Source organism: Sinomonas sp. B1-1 (assembly GCF_050474465.1).
Lineage (GTDB): Bacteria > Actinomycetota > Actinomycetes > Actinomycetales > Micrococcaceae > Sinomonas > Sinomonas flava.
Window position 1 is genome coordinate 120316 of record NZ_JBCHVF010000010.1, and the last position, 24040, is coordinate 144355.

Below are 24040 nucleotides of genomic sequence, written 5' to 3' on the forward strand. Positions count from 1 at the left end.
CACATCTCGGCGATCGTTGCCACATCGTGAGAACTGTGGCACCATCGAAGCATGACCCCGCTCACTCCGGACGAGCCGGCGCCGAAGCCGGGCAAGACCGACATGGTCGGCAAGGCGCTGAGCCTGCTCGTCATGCTCGGAGACGCCCCTGGCGCCACGACCGCCGCTGACCTCTCCCGCCGTGCCGACCTGCCCTTCAGCACCGCGTACCGGCTGCTGCAGTCGCTCCAGCGCGCGGGCTTCGTGGACTTCGAGCCGGAGGGGAAGAAGTACAGCCTCGGCCTGCGCGTGTTCCAGCTCGGCCTCTACGTGGCCAACAGCCTCGGCTTCGCGGGCACGGCGACTCCTGTGCTGACCCGCCTCACCGAGAAGACCCAGGAGGCGAGCATCCTCGCCGTCCGCGACGAGGGCAGGTTCCTCACCGTCGCGAAGGTGGACGGCCCCAAGGCCTTCCGCGTCACGAGCGACCCCGGCTACCGCGGCCACCTGCACTGCTCCGCCGTCGGCAAGGCCCTCGTCGCGTTCGCCGCCCCCGAGGACCGCGAAGACCTCGTCGAGACCCTCGAGCTCGCGGCGGTCGCGCCCAAGTCCATCACCGACCGGGGCGCGTTCCGCGCCGAGATCGACCGCATCCGCAGCCAGGGCTACGCGCTCATGGACGAGGAGAACGAGGTGGGCATGCGCGCCGTCGCCGTTCCCGTCCTGGACGAGGCGGGCCGCGCCTTCGCGGCCATCGCCTGCTCCGCCCCGACCGTCCGCATGGGCGTCGATGATCTCGTCGACCAGCTGCCCGCGCTCCACGAGGCCGCCGAGGAACTCGCGGCGCGCCTGCCCCGCCACTAGACCCCACGACGGGCAATCGCCCGAAAGGAAACCATGAGCCTCACCACGGAGTCGTACCTGATCGGCCTCATCGGGGACGGTGTCACGCCGTCCCTCACCCCCTCGCTCCACGAGCGCGAGGGCGCCGAGCACGGCCTCCTCTACCTCTACCGGCCCATCGACATCGCCGCCCTCGGCCTCGCCCCCGAGTCCGTGGGGGAGCTCGTGCGCGCTGCCCGGAACCTCGGCTTCAACGGGCTCAACATCACGCACCCGTGCAAGCAGCTCGTGATCGAGCACCTCGACGAGGTCGACGCCGACGCGGGCCGCCTCGGCGCCGTCAACACCGTGGTCATCGGCGCCGACGGCCGGACCGTGGGCCACAACACCGACATGTCCGGCTTCCTCTCCGCCTTCCGTGCCGGGCTGCCCGACGCGGCGCTCGGCAGGGTCGTCCAGCTCGGCGCGGGCGGGGCCGGCTCCGCGGTCGCCTACGCGCTGCTCACCGCCGGGGTCGAGCACCTGGTGATCGTCGACGTCGACCGCTCCCGCGCCGAGGGCCGCGCCGCCGAGCTCGCCGGGCTCTTCCCGGCCGCGTCGGTCGAGGCGCGCACGACGGCGGAGCTCGCCTCGCTGCTGGAGGCCGCGGACGGCGTCGTGCACTGCACCCCGGTGGGGATGGCGGCGCATCCGGGGACCCCCTTCGACACGTCGCTGCTGACGCCGCGCCACTGGGTAGCGGACATCGTCTACCGGCCGATCGAGACGCAGCTGGTCCGCGACGCGCGCGCCGCCGGCTGCCGCGTGCTGGACGGGGGCCGCATGGCCGTGGGCCAGGCCGTCGACGCCTTCCGCATCTTCACGGGCCTCGAGCCCGACGCCGAGCGCATGCGCGCGCACTTCCTCGAGCTGATCGCGGCGGAGCAGCGCGCCGAGGCCGAGACAGCCGGCGCGACGACGGCGGGGGCCCGCTGATGCGCACCGGGATCGCCACCGTCTGCCTGTCCGGGACCCTCGAGGAGAAGCTGCGCGCAGCGGCGAAGGCCGGCTTCGGCGGGGTCGAGATCTTCGAGACGGACCTCGTGACCTCGTCCCTGAGCCCCGAGGACGTGCGGCTGCTCGCGGAGGACCTGGGCCTCGGCCTCGACCTCTACCAGCCGTTCCGCGACCTCGACTCCGTGCCCGAGGAGCTGTACCGGGCGAACCTGCGCCGCGCCGAGGCGAAGTTCCGGCTCATGGGCCGCCTCGGCATCGACACGATCCTGGTGTGCTCGAACGTGGGCACCGCGAGCATCGACGACGACGCCCTGCGAACCGAGCAGCTCCACGGCCTCGCCGAGCTCGCCGCGGACCACTGCGTCAAGGTCGCCTACGAGGCCCTCGCGTGGGGCACCTACGTCAACGACTACGAGCATGCGTGGCGCCTGGTCGCCGATGCCGACCACCCCAGCCTCGGGACGTGCCTGGACACGTTCCACATCCTCTCGCGCGGCTGGGACACCGAGCCCATCGAGAAGATCCCGGGGGAGAAGATCTTCTTCGTCCAGGTCGCCGACGCGCCCAAGCTCTCCATGGACGTCCTCAACTGGAGCCGCCACTACCGCGTCTTCCCCGGCGAGGGCCAGTTCGACCTGCCCAAGTTCCTCGGCCATGTGGCACACACGGGCTACAACGGCCCGGTCTCGCTCGAGGTCTTCAACGACACGTTCCGGCAGGCCGACGTGGAGCGCACCGCCGTGGACGCGATGCGCTCGCTCATCTGGCTCGAGGAGCGCACGGCCCAGCACGTGGCGGCCCAGCGCGTCGCCGCGGAGCACGGCGGCGCCCTGGCCGCCCCCGCGGCGAAGCCCGCGATGCCCCTGCGCACGCTCCCCGAGGTCGCGCCGCCGTCGGGCATGAACTTCGCCGAGGTCACCGCCGAGGACACGCACCCCCTCGAGCGGCTCCTCGCCCAGCTGGGGTTCGCCTCCCAGGGCGAGCACCGCACCAAGCCCGTCTCGCTCTGGACGCTCGGGGATGCTCGGATCGTCCTGAACCGCCAGCGGGCCCGCGGCGTCGCCCCGGGGATCTCCGCGCTGGCCTTCGACGTGGACGACGCCGTCAAGGCCGTGGCGCGCGCCGCCCAGCTCAAGGCCGTCCCCGTCGCGCGCGCCTCCCAGGCCGGCGAGGAGATCCTGCAGGCCGTCCGCGCCCCCGACGGCACCGAGGTGTTCCTCTGCCAGGACACTCGCTGGACCCGCGAGTTCGGCGGCGGGGAGGGCGAGGCGGCGCACGACGGCGACCGCTCGCCGTCGTCCGTCGGCTCCGGCGCGCGCGGTGGCCGGGCGAGGATCGACCACATCAACCTCGCCCAGCCCTGGCAGCACTACGACGAGGCCGTCCTGTTCTACTCCTCGACGCTCGCCCTGACGCCGCAGCCCTCGCAGGACGTCTCGAGCCCGAGCGGCCTCGTGCGCTCGCAGGTCATGCAGACCCCGCTCGCGGACGGGGGCCGGGCGGTGCGCCTCGCACTGAATCTGGCCCCGTGGGTCCGGGCGGACTCGGTGCGCGGGACCGTGTTCGACACGTTCGCCGAGCACATCGCGATCGAGGTCCCGGACCTGATCGCGCACGCCCAGGCCTGCCGCCGCCGCGGCCTGCCGTTCCTGCCCATCCCCGACAACTACTACGAGGACCTCGACGCACGCTTCGAGCTGCCGCCGGGCAAGCTCGCGGCGCTGCGCGAGTTCGACCTCCTCTACGACCGCGACGAGAACGGCGAGTTCCTGCACTTCTACACGTCCACGGTGGGCAGCGTATTCTTCGAGGTCGTTCAGCGGATCGACGGGTACGACGGCTTCGGCGCCCCGAATGCGCCCGTGCGGCACGCCGTGCAGCATGCCGTCCAGCATGCGGCGCAGCGCTGACCGCCCACAAGCGCCTCAGGCGGCCTTCCCGAAGAACCGCAGCGCTCTGTCTGCCACGGCGTCGGGGGAATGGTCGGGGAGGAAGTGGCCTTCGCCGGGCAGGATCTCGGCGGTGACATTGCTCCCGCGCCCGCGGCGGTGGCCCATCTCCTGCAGTGTGCCCGAGGGTTCCATCGCGCCGACGAGGACGAGGGTAGGGGTGGTGAAATCCCGCCTGGCGTGCGTGCCGACGATGATGCCCATGAAGGCCGGGAGGATGGTGCGGCGGTAGAGGGCAGAGCCTGCATAGGCCCTGTCCGGCTGCACCATGGCGGTGCGGTAGAGCTCGATGTCCTCCTCGGCGACTCCCCCCGGCGGTTCGAAGGCGGTGAGGAGGTGCCGCGCGAGCTTCCGGCTCCGCTGGAAGCGCGGGCCCACTGCCGGGAGCGCGAGGGCGAAGACGTGCCAGAGCTGGGGGAAGAGGGGGAGCAGCCGGGCGTTCGGCCTGATGTGCAGGTCGGGGGCGCCTGTGACCACGAGCGCCTCGACGAGATCCGGCCGTTCCATGGCGAGGAGCTGGGCGACGAGTGCGCCCCAGTCGTGGGTGAGGAACCGCGCCTGAGGGACGTCCAGGCGTTCCATGAGCCGGACGATGTCCCCGACGAGCGTGGCGGCGTCGTACCCGCGGCGAGGCGCGTCGGTCCAGCCGAAGCCGCGCTGGTCGACGGCGATCACGTGGAAGTGCTCGGCAAGGCGGGGGATCAGGCCGTGCCATTCCCACCAGTTCTGGGGGAAGCCGTGCAGGAGGATGAGCAGCTCGCCTTCGCCTGCCTCGGCGAGGTGCATGCTGAGCCCGCCCACGTCGACCCACCGGTGTGTGACACCGTCGAGCCGGGGCATGGCTGCTCTGCGCGGAGCCAGGGAGGCGTGGTGGTCGCCCAGAACCCGGGACAGGGTCCTGAGGTTCGTGCGGAGGGACCGGCTTAGGAGCCGGTTCAGCAGCGGCGCGGGCAGTCTGCCCACGAGGCCGCTCATCTCGGTCTCGAGCCGCTCCGTGACGCGGGTGCCGCCGTCGGACGGTGCGAGGGTGAAGGCCGCGGTCAGGTCCCTCTGTCCTCCGACCGAGCGCGACACCATCCGCCGGGGCGGCTCGAACTCCGTGAACTCGACCACCCAGTCGAACTGCCGGCCCATGAACCGCGTGGTTCCGCGGCCGCGGGTCCCGAGCCCCGGCGGGCCGTCGCCGATCTGGCTGGACGCAGTCACGAAGGCGTCGTACAGCGAGAGGTTTCCGAACTCTGCCAGGAAGTCGAAGACCTCCTGCTGGGGTCGGGCAACGACCACGCTTTCTTCCACTGCAGACATCGCATCCTCCCTTTGAGGCTGACCTGCTGCTGTGCCGGTGATGGAAACAGGGTACTACGTCTTTAGTGAAAAATCACTGCATCTATAGTGATCATCATGTCGATGCGAGAACGGGTCCTGGAATCCGCTGCCGAACTGCTCGGCACACAGGGGCTGAGAGCCCTCACGCATACCCGCGTCGACGAGGCGGCCGGGATGCCGAGGGGCTCGACCTCGAACTACTTCCGCACGCGCTCCTCGCTCCTGACCGGCGTGGTGCAGTGGCTCGCGGAGCAGGACCTGGCCGAGCTCGGGGCACCGCCGAGCCCGCCAGCCGATGTCGCGGCCTTCGTCGACCTCCTGACCCAGGCTGTGGAGACGATCACCACCGCGTCCCGGACCCGGACCATCGCGCGCTACGTGCTCTTCCTCGAGGGCACGCACAACGAGGACGTCCGGCGCCCCCTGCTCGCAGGCCGGGTGTACTTCCGGACCTTCGTCGAGAATGCCATGGCGCGCCTCGGAGCTCCCGATCCGGTGGCGGCGGCCACCGCGATCACGGCGATCGGCGAGGGCATGACCTTCCAGCGGATCGCGGTGGACCCGGACGCGGACGTCCGCGCCCCCCTTGACGCGGTGGTGCGGGCGTTCGTACCGCCTTCCACCCCCCGCGGTGAGCCTCCGCCTCGGGCCGTGGCCTAGAATGGGTGCCCGATGACGGCATCCCCTGGACCCCAGACCAGCCCCCTGCCCGTTCTGCAGACTCCCGACCCCGGGCCCGACCCTCTGGCCGGACCCATCTTCGTCGACTCCACCGGGCGCAGGCTGCGTCGGGTGCGGGCCATCTGGATCCTCGCCCTCGCCATCGTCGCCGCCTATGCCCTGCTCCTCGCCGTGGCGCTGCTCGGCGGCCCGAACGTCGCCGCCCCCTACCTTCCCCGCCAGGCCATGGGCGCCCCCGCACCGTCCGCCCCGCCGTCCCCGGCTCCCTCCTCGGCGGCGACCGCGGACGCGCCGGAGCCCTCTTCCGTGGCCCGGGCGCAGGCGGCCGCCCATCCCGCGGGCAACGAGCCGGCGGCGGTTCCGCAGCCCGGTGCGGTCCAGGCGCCGGCGACAGCGGCGCCCGCTCCCGCTCCCACCTCGGCTCCAGCGGCCCCTGTGCCGGCGGCCACGGCCGCCTCGGCCCCGATCCCGTCCGCCGCGGCGTCGGCCGTCAACGGCAAGAGCGACACGGCTCCGGGCCAGACCACCCGCCCGACTGCCCCCGCGCACCCGTGACGGCCCCGGCACTCACCCCGGCCACGCGGCGTCGTGCGGGGGGCAGCCGGGGCGCGCAGCCTGCCCGAGTCCGCGCGCACTGGCTCGTCCTGGCCATCACGATGCTCGCCCTGGGCCTCGCGCTCACGGTCCAGGGGTATGTGGGGCGCTCGGCCAGCTACGCGGATCAGTCGACCGGCGCCGACGCCGGAGCCGCCAGCGTGCCCACCGCCGTCTCGCACGGCGGCCCGGTGATCGACGCGCGCGGCGGCGCGGTGCAGACGGCCCGCCCCGCGGACGGCACGCTCGCGCTCACGTTCGACGACGGCCCCGACCCCGTGTGGACGCCGCAGATCCTCGACGTCCTCGCCAAGCACCGCGTCCATGCGACGTTCTTCGTGGTCGGCTCGGCCGCGATCGACCACCCGGACCTCATGCGCCGCATCACCGGCGAGGGGCACGAAGTCGCCGTCCACACCCTCACCCACGTGGACCTCGGCAACGCCCCCGCCTGGCGCCGTGACCTCGAGATCGAGGGGGCCCAGCAGGCGATCGCGGGCGTGACCGGGCTGTCCCCCTCGCTCCTGCGCCCCCCGTACAGCTCGGACAACGAGGCGGTCGGGGACGACACGTGGTCGGCCATACGCTCAGCCGCCGACCAGGGTTATCTCACGGTCCTCAGCACCCTCGACAGCAAGGACTGGCAGCGTCCCGGCGAGCAGGCGATCCTGCAGAACCTCGCCCTGCCCGGTCCGGGCGCGCGGCAGCGCCCGGGCCAGGTCGTCCTCATGCACGACGGCGGCGGGGACCGCGCGCAGACGGTCGCCGCCCTCGACTCCTTCCTCACGGACGCCGCCGCCCGAGGGTACCGGGCGACGACGGCGGGCGACGCCGTCGGCGTCGAGAGCACCCGCCCGGCGAGCCTGGCCCAGGAGGTGAGCGGCACGGCCTTCGTCTGGGGCGTGCGGCTGAGCGACTGGGTGGTCACCGCCATCTCCTGGGCCCTTGTGGCCGCCGGCGCCGTGACGTTCGCCCGGGCCGTGCTCGTGATCGGCTTCGCCGCGCGCCACAGCCGGGAGGCCCGGCGGAGGCGGCGGGTCGGGCGCGGCCGCCGCACCGTGGGCGTCCTGAGCCGGCCCGAAATCACGGAGCCGGTCACCGTCATCGTGCCCGCCTACAACGAGTCGGCGGGCATCGAGGCCGCCGTCCGCTCCATCGCCGCCTCGACGCACCCGGTCGAGATCATCGTGGTCGACGACGGGTCGACCGACGGCACCGCGGACCTCGTCGACGCGCTCGGGCTGCCCGGCGTCGTCGTGATCCGGAAGGAGAACGGCGGGAAGCCCTCGGCGCTCAACGAGGGCCTGCTCGCCGCGAGCCACGAGATCGTGGTGATGGTGGACGGCGACACCGTCTTCGAGCCGGACACCGTCCACGCGCTCATCCAGCCGTTCGCGGACCCGCGCATCGGTGCCATCTCCGGCAACACCAAGGTGGCCAACCGCGGCGGCATCCTCGGGGCGTGGCAGCACATCGAGTACGTCGTCGGCTTCAATCTGGACCGCCGGCTCTTCGACCTCGCCGAGTGCATGCCGACCGTGCCCGGGGCGATCGGCGCGTTCCGGCGCGACGCGCTCCTCGCCGTCGGCGGCGTCAGCGACGACACGCTCGCCGAGGACACCGACCTGACCATGGCGCTGTGCCGCCACGGCTGGCGGGTGGTGTACGAGGAGAGCGCGCGCGCCTGGACCGAAGCCCCCGCGACGCTCGGCGCGCTGTGGAAGCAGCGCTACCGTTGGTGCTACGGCACGCTGCAGGCCATGTGGAAGCACCGCGGCGCCGTCGTCCAGCGCGGGGCGGCTGGGAAGCTCGGCCGGCGGGGCCTCGGATACCTGCTCATGCTGCAGGTCCTGCTGCCGCTCTTCGCACCCATCGTCGACGTGTTCGCCGTCTACGGGCTGATCTTCCTGGACCCCTTCCGCATCGCGGCGCTGTGGCTCGTGTTCCTGCTGGTCCAGCTGCTCATGGCCGCGTACGCGTTCCGGCTCGACCGGGAGCGGCTCGGTCCGCTGTGGACGCTGCCGCTCCAGCAGTTCGTCTACCGTCAGCTCATGTACCTCGTCGTCATCCAGTCCGTCGTCACCGCCCTCGCCGGGGTGCACCTGCGCTGGCACCGCATGGAGCGCTACGGGAGCCTGACGGTCCCGCCGGCGGCGAAGGCGTAGGCGTGGAGCCGCTCGCGGGCACCACGGTGGTGTGCCTGGCGGTGAACCTCCCCGGCCCGCTCGCCGCGGCGCGGCTGGCCGCTCTCGGTGCGCGTGTCGTCAAGGTCGAACCGCCGGAGGGAGACCCCCTCGCGGCCGCCGCACCGGACTGGTACCGGGAGCTGGTGGCCGGCCAGGACGTCGTGGCACTGGACCTCAGGCACGACGCCGGCCGCGACCGGTTCGCGGAGATCCTCGCCGGCGCCGGGCTTCTGCTCACGGCGATGCGGCCCTCGGCCCTGGCCCGCCTCGGGATCCCGGAGGCGGTGCGGCGCCTCCGGCTCGCCCACGTGGAGATCGTGGGCTTCACGGGCGAGGATGCCGAGCGCCCCGGCCACGACCTCACCTATCAGGCCCTCCACGGGCTGCTGAGCCCGCCGTCGATGCCGCGGGTCCCGGTGGCGGACCTGCTCGGAGCCGAGCGCGCCGTGTCCGCGGCGCTGCTGGCCCTGCTCGGACGGGAGCGGGGTGGGGACGGCGGCCACGTCCGGGTGGTTCTCGATGACGCCGGCCGGGACGCGGCCGCCGCGGTACGGCACGGCCTCACCGCCCCCGGCGGCGTGCTTGCCGGCGGGCTGCCCGGATACGGCGTCTACGCGACCAGCGACGGCTTCGTCGCCGTCGCCGCCCTCGAGCGGCCCTTCGCTGAGCGGCTCGCGGCCCACGTGGGCCTCACGCGTGAGGACCTCGTTCGGCGGTTCGCGGGGGAGACGTCCGCGCACTGGGTGCGGCTCGGCCGCGACCTCGACATCCCCCTTGCGGAGGTCCGGGGCCCCGGGGGCTGAAGCTCCCCAGGGCGGCAGTGGACGGGTGCGGCGCGCGGGGAGGCTGCCGGGTGCATGATGGGCAGCACGAGAACCCACACGAGGGGAGCGGCTGTGTCCCACGAAGACGGTGCCGACCTGGTGGCCCTGCGCCGTGAACTCCACCAGGTCCCGGAAACCGGCCTCGACCTGCCCCAGACCCAGGGCCTCATCCTCGAGGCGCTCCGCGGCCTCGACCTCGACGTCACGACGGGAACGCGCACGACGTCGGTCACCGCCGTCCTGCGCGGCGGAAACCCTGGTGGCGGCCCGGCCTGCGTCCTGCTGCGCGGGGACATGGATGCCCTGCCGCTGTCCGAGAGCACCGGGCTGCCGTTCGCCTCGCGCAACGGCTCCATGCACGCCTGCGGGCACGACCTGCACATGGCCGGACTGGTCGGTGCCGCCCGGCTCCTGCATGCCCGGCGCGCCCAGCTGCAGGGGGACGTCATCTTCATGTTCCAGCCGGGAGAAGAAGGGTTCAACGGCGCTCAGGTCATGATCGAGGAAGGCGTTCTCGACGCCGCCGGCCCCCGGCCGTCCGGCGCCTACGGCCTCCACGTCGTCTCCGACTCCGTGGCCGGGGTGTTCACCAACCGCCCCGGTCCCTACATGGCGGCCTTCGACCGGCTCGACGTCGTCATCAACGGGCGAGGCGGCCACGGCGCCCGCCCCTTCCAGGCGCTCGACCCGATCCAGGCCGGCGCCGAGATCATCGGGGCCCTCCAGACCTACATCACGCGGCGGTTCGACGTCTTCGACCCCGTCATCCTCACCGTGGGAGAGTTCCATGGGGGAACCGCGCCGAACGTCATCCCGGACAGCGCCTGCTTCAGGGCCGGCATCCGCTGCTTCACCCCTGAGGTCGAAGACCGTCTGGAGCGCGAGCTCCCCGAGCTGGTCACCGGGATCGCCCAGGCCCACGGGCTCAGCGCAGAGGTGGCGTTCCGACGCACGCTCCCTGCCACCATCAACGACGCCGAACACGCCGAGTTCTGGGCGTCCACTGCGCAGGACCTGTTCGGCGGGAGCCGCTTCGAGACCCTGCTCAACCCCAAGGCAGGGTCCGAGGACTTCTCAAGGGTCCTCCAGCAGATCCCCGGCTCCTATGGACATCTGGGGGCCGGCTCGCTGGACATGGACCCCGCGGACTGGGCACCGATCCACTCCGCGCGGGCGGTCTTCGAGGACGCCGTCCTGCCGGACCACGCCCTGTTCCTCGCGACGCTCGCCGAGCGGCGCCTCGGACTCGCCGCGGCAGCCTCTGCCTAGCACGGGGAACGCCGGAGTGCTCCGGCGCCCTGCGCGGGCTCCGGAGCACTCCGTGCTGGACGTCAGTGCGGTGCTGGGCGTCAGTGCGCGCCCACGGGGACTGCAGCGCCCTGCTTCTCTGCCTCCGTCTCTGACTGAGTCTCTGACTCCGTCTCCGCCTCAATCGGCACGAATCCCGAGCTGAGCTCGGCCCGCAGGACCTCGGTGTCCAGGGCCTTCTCCCACCGCGCCACCGCGATGCAGGAGACGATGTTGCAGATGGTGCTGGTCAGGGCGCGGGCCTCGCTCATGAAGCGGTCGATGCCGACGATGAGCGCGACGCCCGCGACCGGCAGGGTCGGCATGACGGCGAGGGTGGCCACGAGGGCGACGAAGCCGCTTCCGGTGACGCCCGCGGCGCCCTTGGACGTCAGGAGCATCATGCCGAGCATGAGCAGGATCTGGTCCCAGCTGAGGTGGATGTCGCAGGCCTGGGCGATGAACATCGAGGCGAGCGTGAGGTACACGGCGGTGCCCGTGAGGTTGAAGGAGTAGCCGGTCGGGACCACGAGGCCGACGACGCCGCGGCTGCAGCCGATGCGCTCGAGCTTGGAGAGCAGGCGGGGGAGCACGGGCTCGCTGGAGGAGGTGGCCAGGACGATGAAGATCTCGTCCTTGAAGTAGCGGATGACCTGCCAGAGGCTGACGCCGTTCATCTTGGCGAGGATGCCCAGCCCGATCACGACGAAGGCGATGCACGCGGCGTAGAAGGCCAGGATGAGCAGGCCGAGGTTGCCGATGGAGTGCGCGCCGTACTTGCCGACGGTGAACGCCATGGCGCCGAAGGCCCCGATGGGGGCGACCTTCATGAGGTAGCCGAAGATGACGAACAGGAGCTTGTTGAAGCTGTTGACCACATCCAGGGCGAGCTTGCCCGCTGAGCCGAGTCGGGTGAAGGCGAAGCCGCAGAGGAGCGCGATCAGGAGCACGGGCAGGACCTCGCCGTCGGCGAAGGCGCCCACGAAGGTGGTCGGGATCAGGCTCAGGAGGAAGTCCACGGGGGTGTTGTTGTGGATCTGGCTCGTGTACTTCGCGGCGACGCCGGCGTCCAGGTGGGCGGGGTCGACGTGCATGCCTGCGCCGGGCTGGAACAGCATGACCGAGGCGAGGCCGAGGGCGAGCGCCAGCGCGGTGAGGGCGTAGAAGAGCCCGAGCGAGCGCAGCAGCGTGGGGCCGATCTTCTTGGTGTCGGTCAGGGAGGTGATGCCGCTGACGATGGTGCAGAACACGATCGGGGCGATCATGAACTTCACCAGCTTCACGAACCCGTCGCCGAGCGGCTTCAGGTCTGCGCCGAGGTCGGGCCAGAGCGCGCCGACGAGGATGCCCAGCCCGACGCCGATGAGGACCTGGACGTAGAGGTGCCCGAGGATGGCTTTGATCTTCATTGAACAACTTCCTGGAGTTCTGCCCTGTCCATGATGACAGGGGGCTGGTGATGAGTGCTACGCCGTCTGGGCGAGCGGCCGTGCGACGTCGATGTCGGCGACGGCGAGCTGGCGGGCCGCCCGGTGGAGGGCGACTTCGTTGACGGCGCCGGAGCCGTCGGTGATGGCTTCGGTGGTGATGACCCCGGCCGGCGTGCCGATGCGCAGGAGCCTCGTGCTCCTTCCGGTGTCCACCGGAGACAGGGCGTCGGCCACGACCGATCCGGCCACCGCCCCCGCGAGGGAGACCGCGACCGCCGAGGTCAGGCCGATCGCGGGGTGGGGCGCGAGCATCGAGAGCATCCGCACCCGCACGTCGTGGCTGTCCGCCGCGATCCTGGTGCCGTCCGCCGCGGTGTAGTCCGCGGCAGGAGCCACGACGCCGACCTTCGGGATCGCGTTCTGCGGCGGATCCTCCGGCCTCCGCAGCCCCATGGCGACGCCGGCGGCGGCCCGGGCGGCGAGGAGCTGGGGCAGGTGGTCGGCCAGGCCGGAATCCATCCTGGACAGGTCGATCCCGGCCTCGTCCGCGCGGAGGAAGACGGCGGGAGCCCCGGCGTCGACCATTGAGGCGGTGAGTACCGTGTGGCCGACGGCGAGCCGGTCAGCCGGGCTGCCGGTGGGAAGCACCGCTCCGGTCGTCTGCCCCCACGGAGCGTGGAAGGACAGGCTGACCGGCACGCCGGGAGCGTCGCTGCCCGGCACCGTGGCCCGCCCGGAGGTCGGAATGCGGCGGCCGGGCGTCGCGATCGTCCCGGTCAGGACGGCGCCGGTGTTGAGGTTGCGCATCCGGACGCGGGTGCTGCCCTCCGCGGGGGCGACAATGCCGGCCTGAACCGCATACAGGGCGATCGCGGTGGCGCAGTTGCCGCAGTTGGACCCGAGCTCGACGGTCGGCTCCCCGATCCCCACCTGCGCGAACAGGTAGTCGAGATCGGCAGCGCCGTCGGGGGTGGCGGTGATGATCGCGGCCTTGGAGGTCGTCGAGGTGCCGCCGCCGACGCCGTCGAGCTGGCGGGCGTCCGCCGCACCGAACGCGTCGGCCAGCAGCCCGACCATCTCCTCGCGGGTGTCCGCGTGCTGGGCCATGTCCTGTGCGTCGAAGAGCCAGCACTTGCTCGTGCCGCCCCGGTACCAGTGACCGTGTAGTCGCACTGCCGTCTCCTTCGTGTCGTGGGGTGTCGCGCCTCACAGCGCCTGCTCCTTCTACGATCGGGGCGGTGAGCCTTCAGCACAATCACGAAGAATTCGACCACTGTCTATTCCTGCTAAACTCTCCGCATGGCTGACCTCGATCTGCGCCGGCTCCACCTGCTGCGCGAGGTGGCACGCCTCGGCTCCCTGACGTCCGCCGCGGCGGCGCTGTCCTTCACCACGTCGGCGGTCTCCCAGCAGATCGCCAAGCTCGAGCAGGAGATGGGCGTGGCCCTGCTCGAGCGGCGCCCGCGGGGGGTGGCCCTGACGGAGGCAGGCACGGCACTGCTGCGCTATGCCGACGACATCGACAGGACGATCGACGCCGCCAGGGCGGAGATGGACGAGTTCGCGGGACTGCGGCGCGGGCAGCTCCGGATGGGCACCTTCCCCACGGTGGGCGCCTCCCTCATGCCCGACGTCGTGCTCGCGTTCCGCGCGCGCCACCCCGACGTGGCCGTCACGGTCGTCAGCGCGCGCCGCGGCGGCCTCATCGAGCGGCTGAAGAGGCGTGACATCGAGCTGACGCTCCTGTGGGACTATCCGTGGGAGCGGATCGAGGACGACGAGCTCACGGTCACGCCCCTCATGAGCGACCCCACCGTGCTCCTCGTGCCCCGCGAACACCGGCTCGCCGACGGCGGCCCGGTGCGCGTGGCAGACCTGCGGGACCACGAGTGGGTCGTCCGCGACGAGCACCCGGTGGCCGACGTCCTCAGCCGGGTCTGCCGCGACGCCGGCTTCGAACCGCGGATCGCCTTCGCGGCCAACGACTACCAGGAGACGCAGGGCATGGTGGCGGCGGGCATCGGGATAGCCCTCGCGCCCCAACTAGCGCTCTCCGCCCTGCGCCCGGACATTGTCTCCGTCCCCATCGAGCGTTCCCCCAACCGCAGGATCCTCCTGGCCCACCTCGCCAACCGCCGCCTCAGCCCCGCAGGGCAGCAGGCCGCCGCGGTCTTCCGCTCGACAGCGCGGCGCGCCCAGGGCCGCAGGCGGCAGGATCCGTCGCGGCCGGTTCAGCACCCCGGCGCCGGGTAAGCCTCCCGCGGACGGCGCGTCCCGGCGTCGTGCGTCCGGAAGGAGGAACTGCGGTGAAGCTGAACAGGAAGGCGTACGAGAACGCGAAGGCGCTCGTGCGCGAGGGCAAGGTCGTGCGGGACTCGCGGGACGACTGGAGCGAGCATGCGCCGTCGGCCAAGGACCTCAGCGCGTACCTCGACAAGCACGGCGAGGACGAGTACGCGAAGTGGTTCCTCGGCGTGGACGACGACGAGGGCGGGACGAAGGGGCGCTACAAGTTCCCCTTCAGCGACCTGGCGAAGGTGCACCGGTGCGCCGTGATCTCGGGGGAGAGCCGCGCCTCGCAGTACGGCCACGACGACATCCGCGAGGCCCTCGGCGACCTCCTCAAGCGGATCGACGAGGGGTAGCCCCAGCGCGTGGTGACGGATTCTTGCAGAGTGTGTAAACTTGCAGAGTCTGCAAAGTTGCCTCGGCGAACGACTGCGCTCCCAGGCCCTCTGACTCCTGAACCCCTCTGACAGATTCGGACACCTCCATGTCTCACGCATCGGCAGGCTCCCCGGCGACAGCTGCGCCGTCGGACGCCGTCATGACCCAGCGGCAGATCATGCTGGTCATCTACGCCCTCATGGCGGGGATGTTCCTCTCGTCCCTCGACCAGACCGTGGTCGGCACCGCGATCCGCACCATCGGGGACGACCTCCACGGCCTCGACCAGCAGGCCTGGGTCACCACCGCGTACCTCATCACCTCGACGATCACGACGCCGATCTACGGCAAGCTCTCGGACATCTTCGGCCGCCGCCCGCTGTACATCTTCGGCCTCGCGGTGTTCATCCTGGGCTCGTTCCTGTCCTCGTTCTCGACCTCGATGATCATGCTCGCCGGGTTCCGGGCGTTCCAGGGCATCGGCGCCGGCGCTCTCATGTCGCTGCCGCTCGCGATCATGGGCGACATCCTCGCTCCCCGCGAACGTGCCAAGTACCAGGGCTTCTTCCTCGCCGTCTTCGGCGTCTCCTCGGTGGTGGGCCCGCTGATCGGCGGAGTCTTCGCCGACGCGAACCAGATCATGTGGATCTCCGGCTGGCGCTGGGTGTTCCTGATCAACGTGCCCATCGGCATCCTCGCGCTGCTCATGGTCCTCGCGTTCCTGCACCTGCCGAAGTTCCACAAGCACGAGGCCCCGCGGATCGACTGGTGGGGTGCCACCGCCGTCGTCGTCACGCTCGTCCCGCTACTGCTCGTCGCAGAGCAGGGGCGCGAGTGGGGCTGGGACTCCGCGGCGTCGATCGCCTGCTATGTGATCGGCGGCGTCGGGCTCGTCGCGTTCATCGCGATCGAGCGCGCCATGGGCCCGGATGCGATCATCCCCCTGCGGCTCTTCCGCTCGCGCACGTTCTCGATGGCCACCGTCCTCGGCTTCCTCGTGGGCTTCGCGATGTTCGGGGCCATGCTCACGCTCCCGCTGTACCTCCAGCTCGTCACGGGCCTCACGCCCACCGAGTCGGGCTTCGCAACGCTGCCCATGATCGGTGGCCTCATGATCGCCTCGATCGCCTCCGGCCAGATCGTCTCCCGCACTGGGAAGTACCGCATCTTCCCCGTCACGGGAACACTCCTCGTCGCGATCGGCTACCTGGTCCTGACGTCGATGACGGTCGACAAGCCGCTCTGGTACCTCATGATCGCGATGTTCCTCATCGGGCTCGGCATGGGCCAGCTCATGCAGTCGCTCATCCTGGCCTCCCAGAACTCCGTCACTCCGCGGGACATGGGCGTCGCCACGAGCTCGGCCACCTTCTTCCGGCAGATCGGCGGGACGCTCGGCACGGCCGTGCTGCTCTCCGTCCTCTTCGCGACGATGTCGGCCAACATCAGCTCCGCGATGCAGAACAAGGACGACCTCACGAGCGCCCTCGACGCCGCCCTCACGCCCTCGGTCGCGTCCGATCCCGCGAACAGGGGCGTCATGGAGAAGATCTGGAACCCCATCGTGGGCCCGGTGAAGGAGCAGGTGCAGTCCGGCCTCGACCAGGGCGCCACGGCTGCCAAGCAGGCCGCGGATCAAGCGGTGACGCAGCAGGTGACCGCCGCGGTCCAGAAGCAGGTGGTCGCCGGGGTGCTCCCGGCGTCCGCCGCCCAGGGGGTCATCGACAGCCAGGTGGCAGCCGCGAAGCCGGCCGCCGAGCAGCAGGCCCTCGAGGCCGCCGCGCAGAAGGCGGGCGCCGTCGTCGAGAATGGCCGCCTCGTGGTGGACTACTCCGACCAGGCGCAACGCTCCGCGATCGTGGACAGGCTCGTGCCGACGATGGTCGACAAGCTCAAGGACGGGTCCTCGTCCGAGGGGTCCTCGTCCTCCACCACCTCGGACACCTCCTTCCTCAAAGGCGCCGACGCGCGGCTCACCCGGCCGTTCATGGTCGGCTTCAACGAGTCCGCGGTGAACATCTACTGGGTCGGGTTCGGGATCACGGTCCTCGCGTTCGTGCTCTCGTGGTTCTTCAAGGTCCCGCCGCTCCGCCAGCGCTCCGCGCTCCAGGAGCAGGCCGACGCCCGCAGCACCGCAGAGGACCTCGAGTCCGACGCCGCCCTGGCCGCCGCCGAGACCGGCTCGCCGACCGGCCCCGACACCGGCGTGATCCGGGTCCACCGGGGGTGAGCGGGATGGAGGGCAGCACTGCGCACGAGGACGCGCCGGGAACCCTGCGGGAGCGCAAGAAGGAGCGGACGCGGCGGGCGATCCACGACGCCGCGTTCGCCCTCGCCGCCGAGCGCGGCCTCGCGCAGGTCACGGTCGCGGACGTCTGCGCCGAGGCGGGAATCTCCGAGCGGACGTTCTTCAACTACTTCCCCTCGAAGGCGGCCGCGACCCTGGGGCTCCCCGCCACGGCGCTGTCCGAGGAGCAGGAACGGCGGTTCCTCGAAGCCCCCGGCACTCTCGTGGACGACCTCTGCGAGCTCGTGGCGGGGATCGCCGGCGGCCCGGAGGGCGACATCCCGCGCATCAAGGAGCTCATGGGGTTCGAGCCGGACCTCCTCGCCGCTCTCCACCAGTGGTCCTCGGGGGCGCGCAAGGGAGTGATCCGCCTCGCCGAGCAGCGCGCGACGTCAGAGACGGCGCGCCTCGCCGTCGCGCTCGTCTTCGCGGCGCTCATGCTGCACGCCGACGCCGCCTATTCCGCGGGGACGGGCAGGGCGACTCCCGCCCAGCTGCGCGCCACCGTCTCCCGGCTCTGTCAGGTGGGGGGGTCCGGCGTTTAGGATCCGACGCATGGGGGTACGCCGACTCATTGGAGTATGCCGATGAGGATCCTAAGGAGGCAGGACATGACTGACGAAGTGCCTGAGGCAGACGCAGTGGAGCAGAGCATTCCCGCAGGTCCCGTCACGCCCGACGAACCCGCCGCCGGCACCCCGCTGGAGGCCTCCGAGGCCGACTACCTCGAGCAGCGCACCTCCGCACTGCCCGGCGGGGGCGCGCCCGCTGCCAGCACGGATCCGGAGGCGAACGAGGCCGACCTGCTCGAACAGGCGGAGCCCTTGCCTGATGATGACGACGACTACCCGCCTGCGGGCAACGACGAGTACGAGGACTAGGAAGGGCGCGCGCATGGAGTACCGCACACTGGGGCGCAGCGGCGCCGCCGTCTCCGCCTTCGCCCTCGGGACCATGACGTTCGGCGCGGAGGCCGACGAGCCGACGTCGCACGCCCTGCTCGACGACTACGCCGCCGCCGGGGGGAACTTCCTCGACACGGCCGACGTCTACAGCCGGGGCACCTCGGAGGAGATCATCGGGCGCTGGCTCGCGGCCAACCCGGACCGGCGGGACCAGCTGGTCATTGCGACCAAGGGGCGGTTCCCCATGGGGGAGGGGCCCAACGACCTCGGTACGTCGCGCCGCCACCTGCGCACCGCGCTCGACGCGTCGCTGCGGCGGCTCGGCGTCGACCACGTGGACCTGTACCAGATGCACGCGTGGGACCCGCACACGCCCATCGAGGAGACCCTCCGCTTCCTGGACGACGCCGTCTCGGCGGGGAAGATCGGCTACTACGGGTTCTCCAACTTCCTCGGCTGGCAGATCACCAAGGCCGCCTACGAGGCCAAGGCCCACGGCTGGGCTGCCCCCGTGACGCTCCAGCCGCAGTACAGCCTGCTCGTGCGAGGCATCGAGTCGGAGATGGTGCCCGCCGCGCTCGACGCCGGCCTCGGCCTCCTGCCCTGGTCTCCCCTCGGCGGGGGCTGGCTGAGCGGGAAGTACCAGCGCGACACCCAGCCGACGGGTGCGACGCGGCTGGGGGAGAACCCGCAGCGCGGCATGGAGGCGTGGGGCCCGCGGAACGCGCGGGAGAAGACGTGGGACATCATCGGAGCTGTGGAGACGGTCGCCGAGGCCCACGGCGTCTCGCACGCCCAGGTGGCGCTGCGGTGGGTGGCGGACCAGCCCGCCGTGACGTCCGTGATCCTCGGTGCCCGCACCCGGGAGCAGCTGGCCGACAACCTCAAGGCCGCCGACCTCACGCTCACCGCCGAGCAGTCCGCCGAGCTGACGAGGGTCAGCGAGCCCGAGCTCGACATCTACCCGTACGGCGGCCGGGCCATCGAGCAGCGCAGCCGCAAGATCGAGGGCGGGCGGTAGGAGCGGCGTCGTAGATGTCGATGGCGTGGGCGACCTCGCTCGGCGTGACGGTCGCCGGCGGGACGACGTGGATCCATTGAGCCTGGAGTTTGCCGGCTTCCTGGTGCGAACATGGGGCCGCGGCCCAGTGTTCTGGCCAGCGCGAGCAAACGAATAGTCTCTGTCGATCTGCATGGCTCGCGCGCCTTGGATCGGCGATCCGCACGCCGGCCTCTAGCGTCTGACTCCGCCACTGCGTGCCCGCGGTCTACGGAGAGTGCGGCGCCACCCTCCTGAGGGGCTGCGTATTCCGAACGGGGGCATGATGGCAGCATGGCAAAGTCCTTCACCCTCGTGCAGCTGCGCTACTTCGCGATGGTGGCCGACACGGAGAACATGACGGAGTCGGCTCGGCGACTGAATGTCAGCCAGTCAGCACTCTCCGCAGCCGTGTCTCAGCTTGAGCGTGAACTCGGCCTCCAGCTCTTCATCCGCAGCCGGCACCGGGGCCTGGTCCTTTCTGCCGCGGGGGCCCAGTTCTACCGTGAGATCCGTGTCTTCCTCGAGCACGCGGACCAGCTCTACGACAGTGCCCGGGGGATGGCGGAGAGCCTCACCGGCGATCTGCGGGTGGGCGTCTACTCGCCGCTTGCCTCGTTCAGGGCACCGGAGATCCTGAACACCTTTGAGGACAGGCATCCGCGAGTACATGTCACCTTCACCGAGGGGGACCTTGAGTACCTTCGCGATGAGCTGATTGCCGGACGGTGCGAGCTCGCCCTGATGTACGACATTGGGCTTGACGAGGGGTTCGATTCGTCGGTCATCGTCGAGACCCCGCCACACGTCGTGGTAGCGGCCGGCCACCGGTTAGCACAGGAAGGCCGCCAGTCGGTGTCCCTCACGGAACTGGCCGACGAACCCCTCATCCTGCTCGACCTCCCGTACGCGCGTGACTACGTTCTCGGCCTCTTCGAGGCGCAGGATGTGACTCCGTACATCCGCCACAGAGTCAACGGCTACGAGACCGTGAGGTCTTTCGTCGCATCCGGGATCGGCTACGCCGTGATGAACCAGCGGCTGCCCGGAGGCTGGACGTACGCAGGTCAGGAGGTCGCGGCGATCCCGATCGAAGGACCCACCCGTCCGATCCGGGTCACCGTTGCACGGCCGACCGGAGTGATCCCTACCCGACGTTCTGCCGCATTCGAAAAGGTCTGCCACGACGTCCTCGGCGCACACTAAGGATTCGGATCGTTATTTTCGATTGGGTCGTTGAAATCTATCTGTTAGACAGTGTGAGGCGCGCCACCGAATACTGAATTCACTCGGATGCGCGGCGCGGGCCCATGCCGGCGAGGTCAAACAGCGAACCCTGTCGTTGAGGCCCTCCGCCTGTGGCGATGGCCGGGCAACGGGGCCTAAAGGGAAAGGATTCAGCGATGCGAATAGGCGTCGAATGTGGGGGAACCTTCACAGATCTTGTTGTTCTCGGCGATGACGGGCGCCTGATGGCGACCGACAAGGTGTTCTCGACGCCCTCGAACCCCGCCGCAGCCGTGCATGAAGCGATCAGCCGCCTCCCGACGGACGTCGTCGAGGGCGCACATCTGCTCCACGGGTCGACCGTTGCCACGAACGCCCTCATCGAACGCAAGGGAGCGCGGGTGGGGCTGCTCGTGACGAAGGGGTTCCGTGACATCGTCTTCCTGCAGCGCCAGGACCGGACGCACATGTACGACCTCAAGATCACCAAACCGCTTCCGCTCGTGCAGAGGGAAGACATAGCGGAAGTGCCCGAGCGAATGTCCGCCGACGGTTCCATTGAAGTGCCTCTGGACGAGGCCGCGGTGCACGCGGCCCTCCTCGAGCTCATTGGGCGAGGTGTGGATGCGGTCGCCGTGTCCCTTCTCCATTCCTACGCCAACCCGGACCACGAGGAGCGCATCCTGGCCATCGCGGCCGAGGTCGCGCCCGAGCTCATGGTAGCGATCTCCAGCCAGTGCGCCCGCGAGTTCCGCGAGTACGAGCGGACGACCACGACAACGGTCGACGCCTTCCTGCGCCCGCGAATCAGCGGGTACCTCAGGCAGCTGGAAGAGGACACGCGCGCTTCGGGAGTCGTCGGGCTTCAGATCATGCAGTCCAACGGCGGCATGGTCCCCGCCGCGACTGCGGCGGCCAATCCGCTGACCATGCTCCGCTCCGGTCCTGCCGCCGGCGTCGCCGGAGCGATCGCCGTGTCGCGGGCGGCCGGGATCGACAAGATCGTCACGATGGACATGGGCGGCACCAGCACCGACGTCGCTGTGATCCGGAACGGCGAGCCTGACCAGACCGCCGAGAGCACCGCCGACGGCCTGCCGCTCCGGGTACCGATGGTGGACATCGTGGCAGTCGGAGCGGGAGGCGGCTCGCTCGTGGACATCGACAGCGGCGGTCTGCTGACCGTCGGACCGCGTTCGGCCGGCGCCGTGCCCGGCCCCGTCAGCTACGGCCGCGGCGGCACCCAGCCCACGGTCACCGACGCCAATGTTGTCCGAGGCCTCCTCCGGCCCGAGGCGTTCCTCGGCGGGAACGGCGTCCTCCTGAGAGATGCAGCCGTTGAATCGCTCAGGCCGCTGGCCGCACAGCTCGGCCGCAGCGTCGAACGGCTCTCCGAAGACATCTACCGGCTCGCGTCGGTGCACATGGCCACAGCCATCCGCATGACGACGACCGAACGCGGGCACGAGGTCACCGAGTACTCCCTGTGCGCCTACGGCGGGGCAGGTGCGCTCCACGCAGCTTGGGTCGCCGACGAGCTCGGCATCGGAAAGGTCATCATCCCCCCGTACAACGGGCTTGCTTCCGCCTACGGCCTGCTGACGGCGGGGTTCCGCCGCGAGTTCTCGCACACGCTGCTCGTGGCTCTGGGGGAGACCTCGGACGAAGGGCTTCGCTCCAAGCTCCGGTCGCTGACCAAGGACGCCACCGAGCGACTCAGCGAGGACGGGGTCACCCTCGATGACCCTGTGTTCCGCTTCTCCGCCGACATGCGGTACGCAGGCCAGGGCTTCGAAGTGCTCGTGGACGTCCCCGCAGGTGAGAGGCAGACCGTCGCCGGGCTGGCAGAGCACTTCTCGACTGTCCAAGAGCGACGGTTCGGCTACACCGACCCGTCCAAGGAGATCCAGCTCGTCACGCTCAGGCTCACAGTCAGCATGCCGTCCCCGTCCGTTGCGCTCCCGCGGGTCGAGGTCGATCCCGGGCTCCCGGCCCGTACCCACGAGATCGTCGAAGGAGGTGCCTACGTGGCCGCCACCTTCAGGCACCGCCGGTCCCTCCCTGTCGGTGCAGTCCAGCACGGACCGGCAGTGATCGAAGACGACACTTCCACCACCTTCCTGCCTTCGGGCTGGAAGGCCGTCGTGGACGAGAACACCAACCTGATCCTCACCAAGGAGGCATGACATGGCCGTGGACACCAGTGAGCTGAGCATCATCAAGGCCGGTCTGGACGCAATCTGCCGGGAGATGGCCGTCAACCTCCGACGTTCGGCGATCTCGTCCATCGTGCGCGAGGCCCGGGACTTCTCCGTTGCCCTCACCGATGCGCGTGGAGAGGTGGTCTCCCAGGCCGAGTGCATCCCCATCATGACGGCCGGAATCTCCCTTGCCATGAAGGGCCTCGGCGCGGCCTTCGAGATCTCGTCACTGACCGAAGACGACGCGTTCCTCATGAACGACCCGTTCAGCGGAGGCCAGCACCTCCAGGACGTCTACCTCTTCACACCGATCGTCGTCGGCGGCGCTGTCGTCGGCTTCGGCGCATCGACGGCCCACCACGTCGACCTCGGGGGCATGCACGCGGGCATCTCGACGCAGGCGACGGAAATCTACCAGGAGGGGCTGCGAATCCCGCTCTCCCGCTTCTCCGTCTCGAGGGACTTCGATGACCCCCGGGGTGCGGTGCGCCAGATGATCGCGGCCAATGTCCGTGTCCCGGACGCGGTCATCGGCGACCTTCGCGCCCAGTTCGCCGCCAACAGGACGGCCTCCCGACGCCTGAAGGAGCTCATGCAGCGCCACGGGATCGGCGAATGCCTCGAGGCCATGGAGCGGCTCAAGGACTACTCCGAGCAGCGTTTCCGGCAGGCCATCGCCGAGATCCCCGACGGGGAATATCTGGCCACCGAGCACTTCGACGGCCGGGCGTACGGCCTCGACGATGTTCCCGTCTGCGTGCAGGTGAGCGTCCACGGCGATTCGATCACGGTGCGGTTCGAGGGTACCGGCGCCCAGGTCGTGGGGAACGTGAACTGTCCGCTTGCCTCCACCGTCTCTGCGGTCCAGTCGGCGATCCGCTGCTGCCTGCCGACCCAGGACATCGACTTCAATGAAGGCTGCAACCGTCCCATCGACATCGAAGTCCCCTTCGGTTCGGTGCTCAACCCGGCGGCACCGGCGGCCGTACGGTCAAGGCTCACCCCGGCATCCCGCGTCTTCAACGCAGTCGTCCGCGCGCTCTCGGGCGCCCTGCCGCAGAACGCCGTGGCCACCGGGTTCGACACGACGACCGCCATCGCGCTCAGCAGCCTCGACTCCTCAGGGGCTTACCAGGTGACCTTGGAGATCCTCGGTGGCGGATGGGGCGCCTGCGCAGAGCACGGGGGAGCTGATGCCCTCGACAACCCCATCTCCAACTGCGCCAACGCGCCGGTGGAATCCCTCGAGACGGACTACGACCATTTCTGGATCGAGGAATACGCCCTCGTGTCCGGCTCCGGCGGCGCAGGAGCGACTGACGGAGGCAAGGGAATTCGCCGTGTCTACGTCGCGAAACACGACAACGTCAAGGTGGCCGGCTACTCCGACCGGCACCGCAGCGGCGCCGAAGGGATCTTCGGCGGGAAGGCCGGAAGCGGCGGATCCCACACGATCATCCGCGCCACAGGCACAGAGATCCCCCTATCCACCAACTACGAGGAGACGCTGGCCGCGGGCGACCGGATCGTCGTCGTCACCGGCGGCGGCGGCGGATTCGGAGAGGCGTGCGTCAAGCCGGCCGCCCCGACACTCCTCAAATGACTCATTCGACCAACGC

20 protein-coding genes are annotated in these 24040 nt (G+C 70.5%); 17 read left to right on the forward strand and 3 right to left on the reverse strand.

The window, feature by feature from the left end; all coding sequences use genetic code 11:
• The first annotated feature begins 51 nt into the window (after positions 1 to 51).
• Genes ACQ5BE_RS14355 through ACQ5BE_RS14365 form a run of 3 tightly spaced genes read left to right on the forward strand, consistent with a single transcriptional unit; the run spans position 52 to position 3728 of the window.
• On the forward strand, positions 52 to 843 hold the full coding sequence (locus tag ACQ5BE_RS14355; RefSeq protein WP_430297642.1) for an IclR family transcriptional regulator: 792 nt from the start codon (positions 52 to 54) through the stop codon (positions 841 to 843).
• 33 nt (positions 844 to 876) lie between these two features.
• Entirely contained in the window at positions 877 to 1797 is a 921-nt protein-coding gene (locus ACQ5BE_RS14360) for a shikimate dehydrogenase (RefSeq protein WP_430297643.1), read from the forward strand.
• Positions 1797 to 3728 carry a bifunctional sugar phosphate isomerase/epimerase/4-hydroxyphenylpyruvate dioxygenase family protein gene (locus ACQ5BE_RS14365; RefSeq protein WP_430297645.1) on the forward strand — a complete coding sequence of 644 codons (1932 nt, stop codon included), beginning with the start codon at positions 1797 to 1799 and terminating at the stop codon, positions 3726 to 3728. The genes ACQ5BE_RS14360 and ACQ5BE_RS14365 overlap by 1 nt, the downstream gene beginning before the upstream one ends.
• 15 nt (positions 3729 to 3743) lie before the next feature.
• Here ACQ5BE_RS14365 and ACQ5BE_RS14370 read toward each other — a convergent pair whose 3' ends face one another.
• The gene (locus tag ACQ5BE_RS14370; RefSeq protein ID WP_430297646.1) at positions 3744 to 5072 is read right to left on the reverse strand and encodes an alpha/beta fold hydrolase; all 1329 of its coding nucleotides are present in this window, start codon (positions 5070 to 5072) and stop codon (positions 3744 to 3746) included.
• Positions 5073 to 5168: 96 nt separating this feature from the next.
• On the opposite strand from ACQ5BE_RS14370, the gene ACQ5BE_RS14375 reads away from it, so the two are divergent.
• The 5 genes from ACQ5BE_RS14375 to ACQ5BE_RS14395 all read left to right on the forward strand — a co-directional run bounded on the left by ACQ5BE_RS14375 (position 5169) and on the right by ACQ5BE_RS14395 (position 10647).
• The gene (locus ACQ5BE_RS14375) at positions 5169 to 5753 is read left to right on the forward strand and encodes a TetR/AcrR family transcriptional regulator (protein ID WP_430297647.1); all 585 of its coding nucleotides are present in this window, start codon (positions 5169 to 5171) and stop codon (positions 5751 to 5753) included.
• Positions 5754 to 5765: 12 nt separating this feature from the next.
• Complete coding sequence (locus ACQ5BE_RS14380) at positions 5766 to 6329, forward strand: hypothetical protein (protein ID WP_430297648.1); 564 nt, start codon at positions 5766 to 5768, stop codon at positions 6327 to 6329.
• Complete coding sequence (locus ACQ5BE_RS14385; RefSeq protein ID WP_430297650.1) at positions 6326 to 8533, forward strand: bifunctional polysaccharide deacetylase/glycosyltransferase family 2 protein; 2208 nt, start codon at positions 6326 to 6328, stop codon at positions 8531 to 8533. The genes ACQ5BE_RS14380 and ACQ5BE_RS14385 overlap by 4 nt, the downstream gene beginning before the upstream one ends.
• Before the next feature lie 2 nt (positions 8534 to 8535).
• Complete coding sequence (locus tag ACQ5BE_RS14390) at positions 8536 to 9357, forward strand: CoA transferase (RefSeq protein ID WP_430297652.1); 822 nt, start codon at positions 8536 to 8538, stop codon at positions 9355 to 9357.
• Between the two features lie 93 nt (positions 9358 to 9450).
• A complete protein-coding gene (locus tag ACQ5BE_RS14395; RefSeq protein ID WP_430297654.1) occupies positions 9451 to 10647 on the forward strand; it encodes a M20 metallopeptidase family protein in 1197 nt (398 codons plus the stop codon).
• A gap of 80 nt (positions 10648 to 10727) precedes the next feature.
• Here the strand turns inward: ACQ5BE_RS14395 and dctA are convergent, their stop codons facing one another.
• Together dctA and ACQ5BE_RS14405 are read right to left on the reverse strand one after the other, a co-directional pair.
• Positions 10728 to 12074: a C4-dicarboxylate transporter DctA gene (gene dctA, locus ACQ5BE_RS14400; protein ID WP_430297656.1), complete on the reverse strand. Its 1347-nt coding sequence runs from the start codon at positions 12072 to 12074 to the stop codon at positions 10728 to 10730.
• A 57-nt stretch (positions 12075 to 12131) separates the two neighbouring features.
• Positions 12132 to 13268 (reverse strand): PrpF domain-containing protein, encoded by a 1137-nt coding sequence (locus ACQ5BE_RS14405; RefSeq protein WP_430297657.1) that lies wholly within the window; start codon positions 13266 to 13268, stop codon positions 12132 to 12134.
• Positions 13269 to 13394: 126 nt separating this feature from the next.
• Between ACQ5BE_RS14405 and ACQ5BE_RS14410 the strand changes: the two genes are divergently transcribed.
• The 9 genes from ACQ5BE_RS14410 (at position 13395) to ACQ5BE_RS14450 (ending at position 24024) form a co-directional block, all read left to right on the forward strand.
• Positions 13395 to 14348 (forward strand): LysR family transcriptional regulator, encoded by a 954-nt coding sequence (locus tag ACQ5BE_RS14410; protein ID WP_430297659.1) that lies wholly within the window; start codon positions 13395 to 13397, stop codon positions 14346 to 14348.
• Between the two features lie 53 nt (positions 14349 to 14401).
• Entirely contained in the window at positions 14402 to 14740 is a 339-nt protein-coding gene (locus tag ACQ5BE_RS14415; RefSeq protein WP_430297661.1) for a hypothetical protein, read from the forward strand.
• 128 nt (positions 14741 to 14868) lie between these two features.
• Complete coding sequence (locus ACQ5BE_RS14420; RefSeq protein WP_430297662.1) at positions 14869 to 16992, forward strand: MDR family MFS transporter; 2124 nt, start codon at positions 14869 to 14871, stop codon at positions 16990 to 16992.
• 5 nt (positions 16993 to 16997) lie between these two features.
• Positions 16998 to 17594 carry a TetR/AcrR family transcriptional regulator gene (locus ACQ5BE_RS14425; protein ID WP_430297663.1) on the forward strand — a complete coding sequence of 199 codons (597 nt, stop codon included), beginning with the start codon at positions 16998 to 17000 and terminating at the stop codon, positions 17592 to 17594.
• 66 nt (positions 17595 to 17660) lie between these two features.
• Entirely contained in the window at positions 17661 to 17930 is a 270-nt protein-coding gene (locus ACQ5BE_RS14430; RefSeq protein ID WP_222703669.1) for a hypothetical protein, read from the forward strand.
• A gap of 13 nt (positions 17931 to 17943) precedes the next feature.
• Entirely contained in the window at positions 17944 to 18975 is a 1032-nt protein-coding gene (locus ACQ5BE_RS14435; RefSeq protein ID WP_430297664.1) for an aldo/keto reductase, read from the forward strand.
• A gap of 333 nt (positions 18976 to 19308) precedes the next feature.
• Complete coding sequence (locus ACQ5BE_RS14440) at positions 19309 to 20199, forward strand: LysR family transcriptional regulator (RefSeq protein WP_430297665.1); 891 nt, start codon at positions 19309 to 19311, stop codon at positions 20197 to 20199.
• 197 nt (positions 20200 to 20396) lie between these two features.
• Positions 20397 to 22406 carry a hydantoinase/oxoprolinase family protein gene (locus ACQ5BE_RS14445; protein ID WP_430297667.1) on the forward strand — a complete coding sequence of 670 codons (2010 nt, stop codon included), beginning with the start codon at positions 20397 to 20399 and terminating at the stop codon, positions 22404 to 22406.
• Between the two features lies 1 nt (position 22407).
• Positions 22408 to 24024 carry a hydantoinase B/oxoprolinase family protein gene (locus ACQ5BE_RS14450; RefSeq protein ID WP_430297669.1) on the forward strand — a complete coding sequence of 539 codons (1617 nt, stop codon included), beginning with the start codon at positions 22408 to 22410 and terminating at the stop codon, positions 24022 to 24024.
• The last annotated feature ends 16 nt before the right edge of the window (positions 24025 to 24040 follow it).

Bases quoted from the DNA above. Each gene is read 5' to 3' on its own strand.
- ACQ5BE_RS14360 (WP_430297643.1), top strand. From the start codon at position 877: ATGAGCCTCACCACGGAGTCGTACCTGATCGGCCTCATCGGGGACGGT.
- ACQ5BE_RS14435 (WP_430297664.1), top strand. From the start codon at position 17,944: ATGGAGTACCGCACACTGGGGCGCAGCGGCGCCGCCGTCTCCGCCTTC.
- ACQ5BE_RS14430 (WP_222703669.1), top strand. From the start codon at position 17,661: ATGACTGACGAAGTGCCTGAGGCAGACGCAGTGGAGCAGAGCATTCCC.
- ACQ5BE_RS14370 (WP_430297646.1), bottom strand. From the start codon at position 5,072: ATGTCTGCAGTGGAAGAAAGCGTGGTCGTTGCCCGACCCCAGCAGGAG.
- ACQ5BE_RS14450 (WP_430297669.1), top strand. From the start codon at position 22,408: ATGGCCGTGGACACCAGTGAGCTGAGCATCATCAAGGCCGGTCTGGAC.
- ACQ5BE_RS14375 (WP_430297647.1), top strand. From the start codon at position 5,169: ATGTCGATGCGAGAACGGGTCCTGGAATCCGCTGCCGAACTGCTCGGC.
- ACQ5BE_RS14420 (WP_430297662.1), top strand. From the start codon at position 14,869: ATGTCTCACGCATCGGCAGGCTCCCCGGCGACAGCTGCGCCGTCGGAC.
- ACQ5BE_RS14365 (WP_430297645.1), top strand. From the start codon at position 1,797: ATGCGCACCGGGATCGCCACCGTCTGCCTGTCCGGGACCCTCGAGGAG.
- ACQ5BE_RS14380 (WP_430297648.1), top strand. From the start codon at position 5,766: ATGACGGCATCCCCTGGACCCCAGACCAGCCCCCTGCCCGTTCTGCAG.
- ACQ5BE_RS14410 (WP_430297659.1), top strand. From the start codon at position 13,395: ATGGCTGACCTCGATCTGCGCCGGCTCCACCTGCTGCGCGAGGTGGCA.
- ACQ5BE_RS14445 (WP_430297667.1), top strand. From the start codon at position 20,397: ATGCGAATAGGCGTCGAATGTGGGGGAACCTTCACAGATCTTGTTGTT.
- ACQ5BE_RS14355 (WP_430297642.1), top strand. From the start codon at position 52: ATGACCCCGCTCACTCCGGACGAGCCGGCGCCGAAGCCGGGCAAGACC.
- ACQ5BE_RS14425 (WP_430297663.1), top strand. From the start codon at position 16,998: ATGGAGGGCAGCACTGCGCACGAGGACGCGCCGGGAACCCTGCGGGAG.
- dctA (WP_430297656.1), bottom strand. From the start codon at position 12,074: ATGAAGATCAAAGCCATCCTCGGGCACCTCTACGTCCAGGTCCTCATC.